The sequence below is a fragment of the Bradyrhizobium sp. genome (genome assembly GCF_036009065.1).
Taxonomy (GTDB): domain Bacteria; phylum Pseudomonadota; class Alphaproteobacteria; order Rhizobiales; family Xanthobacteraceae; genus Bradyrhizobium.
In genome coordinates this window covers 1-7473 of the sequence record NZ_DASYMN010000253.1, presented here as the reverse complement: position 1 = coordinate 7473, position 7473 = coordinate 1, and the positions used below count along the sequence as shown (strand labels likewise).

The following is a 7473-nucleotide window of genomic DNA, read 5'->3' as shown; positions in this document are numbered from 1 at the left end:
TCGGTATCGGTGATGTCCTGGAACGTCAGCATGGTGGCGCCGTCCGGCAGCGGCATGGTCATGCAGTCGAGCACGCTGCCGTCCTTGCGCTCCAGCTTGAGCGGCACCGCGATCCGGTTCTCGATGCCGGTGATGGCCTCGCGCAACGTCTGCCAGGTCGCCGCGTCATCGAACAGCGGCCGGCACCAGCCTTCCACCGTCTCGATATGGGGCCGCTGCTGCAGCGCCTCGGCCGACAGCTTCCACATCTTCGCAAACGCCGGATTGAACAATTGCGCGCGGCCGTTTGAGCCAAACACCGCGACGGCCTCGGCCAGATTGTCCAGCGTCTCGCGCTGGACGTTGATCAGCCCGTCATACTGCCGCGCCAGTTCGAGGCTTTCGGTGACGTCGTCGAACAGATAGGTGACGCCGCCTTCCGGGTTCGGCGTGGTGACGACGCTGATCGCGCGGCCGTCGGGCAGATACCATCTGTCTTTTTCCGGTTCGACCGCGCGGTAGGCCTCGTGGAGCTTGGCTTTCCAGGCCCGGAAATCCGGCTGCTCCTGCAGTTTTCGCGCCGCGCGCAATCGGTCCAGCACGCTGGAATCGTCAGGATTGCCGTCGAGAAAGGCGCGGTCGAGATCCCACAGCCGGCGATAGGAGTCGTTGTAGAACGCCAGCCGGCGCTGGCCGTCGAACACGGCGACGCCGGAGGATAGTTGATCGAGCGTGCGGCGGTGCGCCTCCGCCATGCGCACCAGCGCGTCGCGAAGCGCGGTTGCCTCGCTGGCGTCGATGGCGATGCCGGCGCTGCCGCCGGTTACTTTCAGCGCATGCACATCGTAGAAGCGCCGCTCGCCGCCAACCACGATCGGCAGCCGCGCGGAAAACGCCGAATTGTCGTTGAGCGCGCGGGCCATGTCATTGCGGTCGCCGCTGTCCAGCAGTTCGAGGTCGCGCTGCACCGCATCCGTGACATTGGCGGCGTCCGTCGCCCGCGCATAGGCGGCATTGGCGAACAACAGACCGCCCGCGGCGCGCTTGGCCCAGACCGGCCAGGGCGCGGCAGCGGCGAAGCCGCGCAGCATCTCGGTTTCTTCCAAAAGTCCCTTGTGCCGCAGGGTCATTTCGGCAAGTTCCCGGCGCAGCCCGCTGAGTTCGCGAATCCGCACAATGGCCTGGCCGCCGATGGCGCGGCCCATTGCTTCGATGGAGCGGCCGGTGGACGTGGTGAGATTGAGCAAAAAGCCTTCGCCGGCCTCGCGCAGCGCGTTCACGGCGTGATCCATCTGCAGCGCCGGCTCCGGCGACAGCCAGGTTCCGAATGCGAGAATGCGCTGCGGCGACTGCTGCGCATCCTGCGGCATCAGGAGCGAGATATCGCCGCTGATCTGCGGGCGGTTGTCGCCCGCCGCCCACGAGACCAGGACCTGCGGTTCGGCGAACAATAGCGCGCGGAACCGATCGGCCTCGACCTGCAGGCTTCGAAGTTCAGAGCGCAGCCGCGCCTCGTTGTTGGCGGCACGGACGCGCGTGCGCATCAGCAGGATTGCGGCGACCACGGAAAAGCCGAGCACGGCCAGCGCCGTGGCCAGCACGGCCACTTCCTGGCGGTTGAGATCGAAGAACGTCGCCAGCGCCTGTTCGATCAGCTGCAATTCGCCGGCGCGGGCCGGAGCGCTGGTCGCCAGCGCGCTCACGGCAACGCCAGCGATGCCGTCGCGCACCAGCGATGTGCACGATAGCAAGGTCCGACGCATCGCCGCGATCACGTCCGACATGGTCCGCCCCAAACCCCACGACTCCACACCCGGCGCTTCACCCCACCGTTCGCGAATCGAACCACAATATCCCCTTCGGGAGCAGCCCTGTAAGAGTCCGAATCGTGAACGCAAACTGCATTGCAAAAAAATGCGCGGCGTTAACGTTTGCGGTGCGATTTTCCGAAAAGTCGACGCGCTGTCAGCGCCCCGTCGATCCAAAGCCGCCGCTGCCGCGATCCGTCGGCGAGAGCTGCGGAACGGCTGCGAGTTCCGCCCGCGTCACAGGCGCGATCAACATCTGCGCGATGCGCTCGCCGCGCCGGATCGTGAACGGCGCGTCGCCGTGGTTGATCAGCAGCACGCCGACCTCGCCGCGGTAATCCGCGTCCACCGTGCCCGGCGCGTTCAGCACGGTGACGCCATGCTTGGCGGCAAGGCCGGAGCGCGGGCGGACCTGCGCCTCGAATCCAGGCGGCAGTGCGATGACGAGCCCGGTCGGCACCAGCGCATGCCTGCCGGGGTTGAGAATGATCGGCGCGTCTTCCGGCACGGCCGCCAGCAGATCGAGTCCCGCGGCGTGAGCGCTTTGATAGGCCGGCAACGCCAGACCCTTGCCATGCGGCAGTTGCTGGACCTCGACTTTGGTCGCGACGCTCATTTATCCACCGCCTCGGCGATCCGCGCCACCAGGGCGGTGGCGACTTCGTCCTTGTTCATCGCAGGCCAGGAATCGACGCTGATGTCGTCGCCGTCGCGCTTGAGCAGGTGCACCGTGTTGCGGTCGCCGCCCATCACGCCGGTTGCAGGGGACACGTCGTTGGCGACGATCCAGTCGCAGCCCTTGCGCTCAAGTTTTGCCTTGGCGTTATCGATCAGGTGCTCGGTCTCGGCAGCAAAACCGATCACCAGCGGCGGGCGTCTGTCGGACAATTTCGAGATCGTTGCAAGGATGTCGGGATTTTCCACCAGTTGCAGCGGTGGCATGCCGTCCGGCGTTTTCTTCAGTTTTTGCGCGCCTTCGCTGGCAACGCGCCAATCGGCGACGGCGGCCGCGAAGATCGCGATGTCCACTGGCAGGGCGGCTTCGACCCGATGCAGCATGTCGCGCGCCGATTCGACATGCTTCACGGTGACGCCGGCGGGATCGTTCAAGTCGACCGGGCCGGAAATCAACACCACATCGGCGCCTGCAGCTTGCGCCGCGGCCGCGATGGCAAAACCTTGTTTGCCGGAGGAGCGGTTGGCGATGTAGCGCACCGGGTCGATCGGCTCATGGGTCGGACCCGCCGTGATCAGCACGCGCTTGCCGGCGAGCGATGGCGGCTGTGGCGGCCGCAAAAATTGTTCGGCAGCGGCGGCGATTTCCACTGGCTCGGCCATGCGGCCGACGCCGGTTTCGCCCGCCTCCGCCATTTCGCCGGCATTGGGACCGATCATGGCGACGCCGTCGCGGTTGAGCTGCGCGACGTTGCGGCGGGTGGCGGCGTTATCCCACATCAACGGATTCATCGCCGGCGCCAACAGGATCGGACGATTGGCCGCGAGCAGAATCGCTGAGGCGAGATCGTCGGCGTGGCCTTGCGCCATCTTCGCCATCAGGCCGGCGGTGGCGGGAGCGACCACGATCAAGTCGCAGTCGCGCGCAAGACGGATGTGGCCGGCGTCGAACTCGCTCTCCGGGTCGAACAGATCCGTGTAGCAGCGCTCATGCGACAGCGCGCTGGCGGCGAGCGGCGTGACGAATTTTTGCGCGGCATTGGTGAGCACGCAGCGAACGGAAAAACCTCGATCTTTCAGTCGCCTGATAAGGTCCAGCGCCTTGTAGGCGGCGATGCCGCCGCCGATGATCAGGGTAACGCGCAATTGTCCAGCGGAAACAATGCGATGCGGGTTTTCCTGCGCAATCTTGACGGTTTGGGACGGCGTTGCGGCAAACCCGGGGCGGTTCTGTGACGCCTCGCGCAGGATCACCCGCACCTCGTCCTCGACCGAGCGGCCGTTGCGGGCGGCGCGCAGCCGCAGCTCGGCCTTGATGGCCTCGTCGAGTTTTCGGATGGTCAGGCTGGCCATGGTCGCCACCGGGTGAAATGTGCTGGCAACGATATCATGAAATGATCGCATTGCAATCAAATCAGAGTTGCCGGACCGCGAACAGGATGCCGATGAAGGTGAGGGCGATGATCCACAGCGCCACGGTGCGCCAGCGGTTCTTGCGGCCCTCGGTCCGGCCCATCGCCGCGATGGTTTCGGGCGACAGCGTCAGGCCTTCGCGGCTCATGGTTTCCAGCTGCTCCAGCACCACCACGGCGCGGGACGCGATCGACGGCAGTCCGGACATCACGCGGCCCAACTCGCCGGTCCCCGACATCGCGCCCTGGATGCGTCCTACAGGTCCGAGGTTGCGCTCGATCCATTCCCGCACCACCGGATCGGCGACCTTCCAGATGTCGAGCTTCGGATCGAAGCTGCGCGCCACGCCCTCGACCACCACCATGGTCTTCTGCAGCAGGATCAGCTCGGGGCGTGTGCGCATGTCGAACAGGCCGGTGACTTCCAGCAGCAGCGTCAGCAATTTCGCCATCGAGATTTCTTCGGCGATGCGGTTGTGGATCGGCTCGCCGATGGCGCGGATGGCTTGCGCGAAATTCTCCACCGAGTGATGCGACGGCACGTAGCCCGCCTCGAAATGTACCTCGGCGACGCGGCGATAGTCGCGGGTGATGAAGCCGAGCAGAATCTCGGCGAGGAAACGCCGCTCCTTCATGCCGAGCCGGCCCATGATGCCGAAGTCGACCGCGACCAGCCGCCCGGCATCGTCGAGGAACAGATTGCCGGGATGCATGTCGGCATGGAAGAAGCCGTCGCGCAGCGCGTGGCGCAGAAAACTCTGGATCACCTTGCGGCCGAGATCGCGAAGGTCGACCTGCGCGGCCTCCAGGCCGGCGTGGTCGCTGAGCGCGATGCCGTCGATCCATTCCATGGTCAGCACGTTGTGCGTGGTGCGGTCCCAGTCGACGGTGGGCACGCGAAAGTCCGGGTCGCCGCTTGTGTTCTCCGCCATCTCCGACATCGCCGCGGCCTCCAGCCGCAGATCCATCTCCATCGCCACCGAGCGCGACATGGTGTTGATGACTTCGATCAGCCGAAGGCGCCGCGCTTCGGCCGAATATTTTTCGGCGTTGTTGGCGACAAAGAAGAAATCCCCGAGGTCGCGCCGGAACCGCGCGGCCACATTGGGCCGCAGCACCTTTACGGCGACCGTTTTTCGGATGCCGTTCTGTTCGGTCTCGCCGCGGTGTACCTGCGCGATCGAGGCCGCCGCGACTGCGGGGCCGAAGCGCGCAAACGCCTGCCCCACCGGGCGTTCCAGCGATGAGCCGATCACGGCCTCGGCTTCGCTTTGCGAAAACGGCGGCAGCCGGTCCTGCAGGCTCTCCAGATCGCGCGCCATGACGACGCCGACCACGTCGGGCCGCGTGGCGAGAAACTGTCCAAGTTTCAGGTACGCCGGGCCGAGCCGCGTCAGCGCCCGTGACAATCGAGGTCCGGATTTGGCGCCGGGACGCTCGATCAGCCGCGCCAGCCGCAGCGCCAACTGCCCGGGCGGCGGCACCAGCGACGGATCGACCACGCCGAACACGCCCTCGCGCGCGAACACGAAACCGGCGCGGGCGAGGCGCGCGATATGAGTGGAAGCAGAAATCACAAACGCCAGCCTGAATGCAACGCCACGATACCGCCGGACAGCGCCTGGTGACTGACGCGCAAAAATCCGGCGGCACGGATCATCTCGGCGAAAGCGTTCGGCTTTGGAAATTTCCGGATCGATTCGACGAGATATTGATATGACTGGGCGTCGCCGGTTACCGCCTGGCCGAGCTGCGGGATCACCTTGAACGAGAACATGTCGTAGAGCCGGTCGAGGCCGGGCACGTCGACGGTGGAAAATTCCAGGCAGAGAAACCGCCCTCCCGGTTTCAGCACGCGGAACGCCTCGGCGAGCGCGAGATCGATCCGCGGCACATTGCGGATGCCGAAGCCGATGGTGGTGGCGTCAAAGCTGCGATCCGGAAACGCCAGCGCCTCGGCATTGCCCTCGACGAACGTCACCTGATGCTCGAGATGGCGCGCCAGCGCGCGCTCGCGCCCGACGCTGAGCATGTCGGCATTGATGTCGCACACGGTGGCCTGAAAGCCCGGGCCCGCGGCCCCGGCGGCGCGGAACGCGATATCGCCGGTGCCGCCGGCGATGTCGAGCAGCGCGAACGGTCTTTCATTGCGCGGCGGATTGAGCGCGTTGATCAGCAGGTCCTTCCAGGCCCGATGCAGCCCCGCCGACATCAGGTCGTTCATCAGGTCGTAACGCTGCGCCACGCTGTGGAACACGTCGTTCACCAGCGTCTGCTTGTCGCCCAAGGGCACGTCCCTGAAGCCGAAATGCGTGGTTTGATCGGTTTTTTCCATACTGATTCCCGAGGTCGCGCAGAATACACTCCGTCATTGCGAGGAGCCAACGGGTCCGGCCTTTGGCCGGCCGATGATAAACTCCGCAACGAAGCAATCCAGAAGCCACAAAGAAAGACTGGATTGCTTCGTCGCAAGGGCTCCCCGCAATGACGAGGGCTAGCCAACCATAGCGCGGCTGATGAGAGCGCGCTACAAGCGAGGCCGCGCGAGGGTTAAAAGCCGCGTTCGACAGAGGCTTTGGTTAATCTGCAAGGCACGCTCATGCCAACACGTTTTACGCGGACCGTTCCGACCTTGCGAATTTTTGACGTCGGCAAGGCGCGGGAGTTCTATCTCGACTTTCTCGGCTGCAAGCTCGATTGGGAGCATCGATACGCGCCGGACCTGCCGCTGTTCATGCAGGTGTCATTGGGCGAGGTGATCCTGCATTTGAGCGAACATCACGGCGATTGCTCGCCCGGCGCCAGGATCAGGATCGAAATGACGGGACTGGCCGCATACCACACCGTTTTGTCGGCGAAGGAATACGGCTATGCGCGCCCGGGACTTGTTGAGGAGCCCTGGGGCGCGACCACCATGACGATCGCCGATCCGTTCTACAATCATCTGTCGTTCGCCGAGCGTCACCGCGAAACGGCAAAAGCTTGAGCGGCGGTGGATCGAAATGCCCGAATTGCCCGAAGTCGAAACTGTCCGCCGCGGCCTGCAGCCGGCGATGGAGGGTGCGAAAATCATACGCGCCGAGGCCCGGCGCAAGGATTTGCGGTTTCCGTTCCAGAAGGATTTTGTCGCGCGGCTCGAAGGCCAGACCGTGACCGGGCTCGGGCGCCGCGCAAAATACCTGATGGCGGACCTTGCATCCGGCGACGTACTGCTGATGCATCTCGGCATGTCCGGCTCGTTTCGCGTGGTCGCGGGCGATGGGAAAAGCCCGCCCGGCAAATTCCATTATCCGCGCAATGAGGATCGCGCCCACGATCATGTGGTGTTTCACATGTCCTCGGGCGCGACGGTCATTTTCAACGATCCGCGCCGCTTCGGCTACATGAAGATTTTCGCCCGCGACAAGATCGAGGACGAGCCGCTGCTAAAAGGCCTCGGTCCCGAACCGCTCGGCAATGAATTCGACGCCGCGATGCTGGCGCGCGCCTGCGCCAACAGGAAGACCAGCCTGAAGGCGGCGCTATTGGACCAGCGCGTGGTCGCGGGGCTTGGCAATATCTATGTCTGCGAGGCGCTGTTCCGCGCGCACCTCTCGCCG

Annotated in this window: 7 protein-coding genes; 2 read left to right on the top strand and 5 right to left on the bottom strand. The window is 65.0% G+C overall.

Annotated features, from left to right (window positions below):
• The 5 genes from VGP39_RS15550 to ubiE form a co-directional block, all read right to left on the bottom strand.
• Window positions 1–1763, bottom strand: a 1763-nt coding sequence (locus VGP39_RS15550) for a PAS-domain containing protein (RefSeq protein WP_327568995.1), incomplete at its 3' end; no start/stop codon positions are given.
• A gap of 181 nt (window positions 1764–1944) precedes the next feature.
• A complete protein-coding gene (gene dut / locus VGP39_RS15545; protein ID WP_327568994.1) occupies window positions 1945–2403 on the bottom strand; it encodes a dUTP diphosphatase in 459 nt (152 codons plus the stop codon).
• The gene (gene coaBC, locus VGP39_RS15540; RefSeq protein WP_327568996.1) at window positions 2400–3815 is read right to left on the bottom strand and encodes a bifunctional phosphopantothenoylcysteine decarboxylase/phosphopantothenate--cysteine ligase CoaBC; all 1416 of its coding nucleotides are present in this window, start codon (window positions 3813–3815) and stop codon (window positions 2400–2402) included. Before coaBC ends, dut begins: the two co-directional genes overlap by 4 nt.
• Before the next feature lie 61 nt (window positions 3816–3876).
• Window positions 3877–5451 (bottom strand): 2-polyprenylphenol 6-hydroxylase, encoded by a 1575-nt coding sequence (gene ubiB / locus VGP39_RS15535; protein ID WP_327568993.1) that lies wholly within the window; start codon window positions 5449–5451, stop codon window positions 3877–3879.
• Entirely contained in the window at window positions 5448–6209 is a 762-nt protein-coding gene (gene ubiE / locus VGP39_RS15530; protein WP_327568992.1) for a bifunctional demethylmenaquinone methyltransferase/2-methoxy-6-polyprenyl-1,4-benzoquinol methylase UbiE, read from the bottom strand. The genes ubiB and ubiE overlap by 4 nt, the downstream gene beginning before the upstream one ends.
• Before the next feature lie 264 nt (window positions 6210–6473).
• Here ubiE and VGP39_RS15525 point away from each other — a divergent pair, with 264 nt between their 5' ends.
• Together VGP39_RS15525 and mutM are read left to right on the top strand one after the other, a co-directional pair.
• Window positions 6474–6860, top strand: coding sequence for a glyoxalase superfamily protein (locus tag VGP39_RS15525; protein WP_327568991.1), 387 nt, complete (start codon window positions 6474–6476; stop codon window positions 6858–6860).
• 16 nt (window positions 6861–6876) lie between these two features.
• Window positions 6877–7473, top strand: a 597-nt coding sequence (gene mutM / locus VGP39_RS15520) for a bifunctional DNA-formamidopyrimidine glycosylase/DNA-(apurinic or apyrimidinic site) lyase (protein ID WP_327568990.1), incomplete at its 3' end; no start/stop codon positions are given.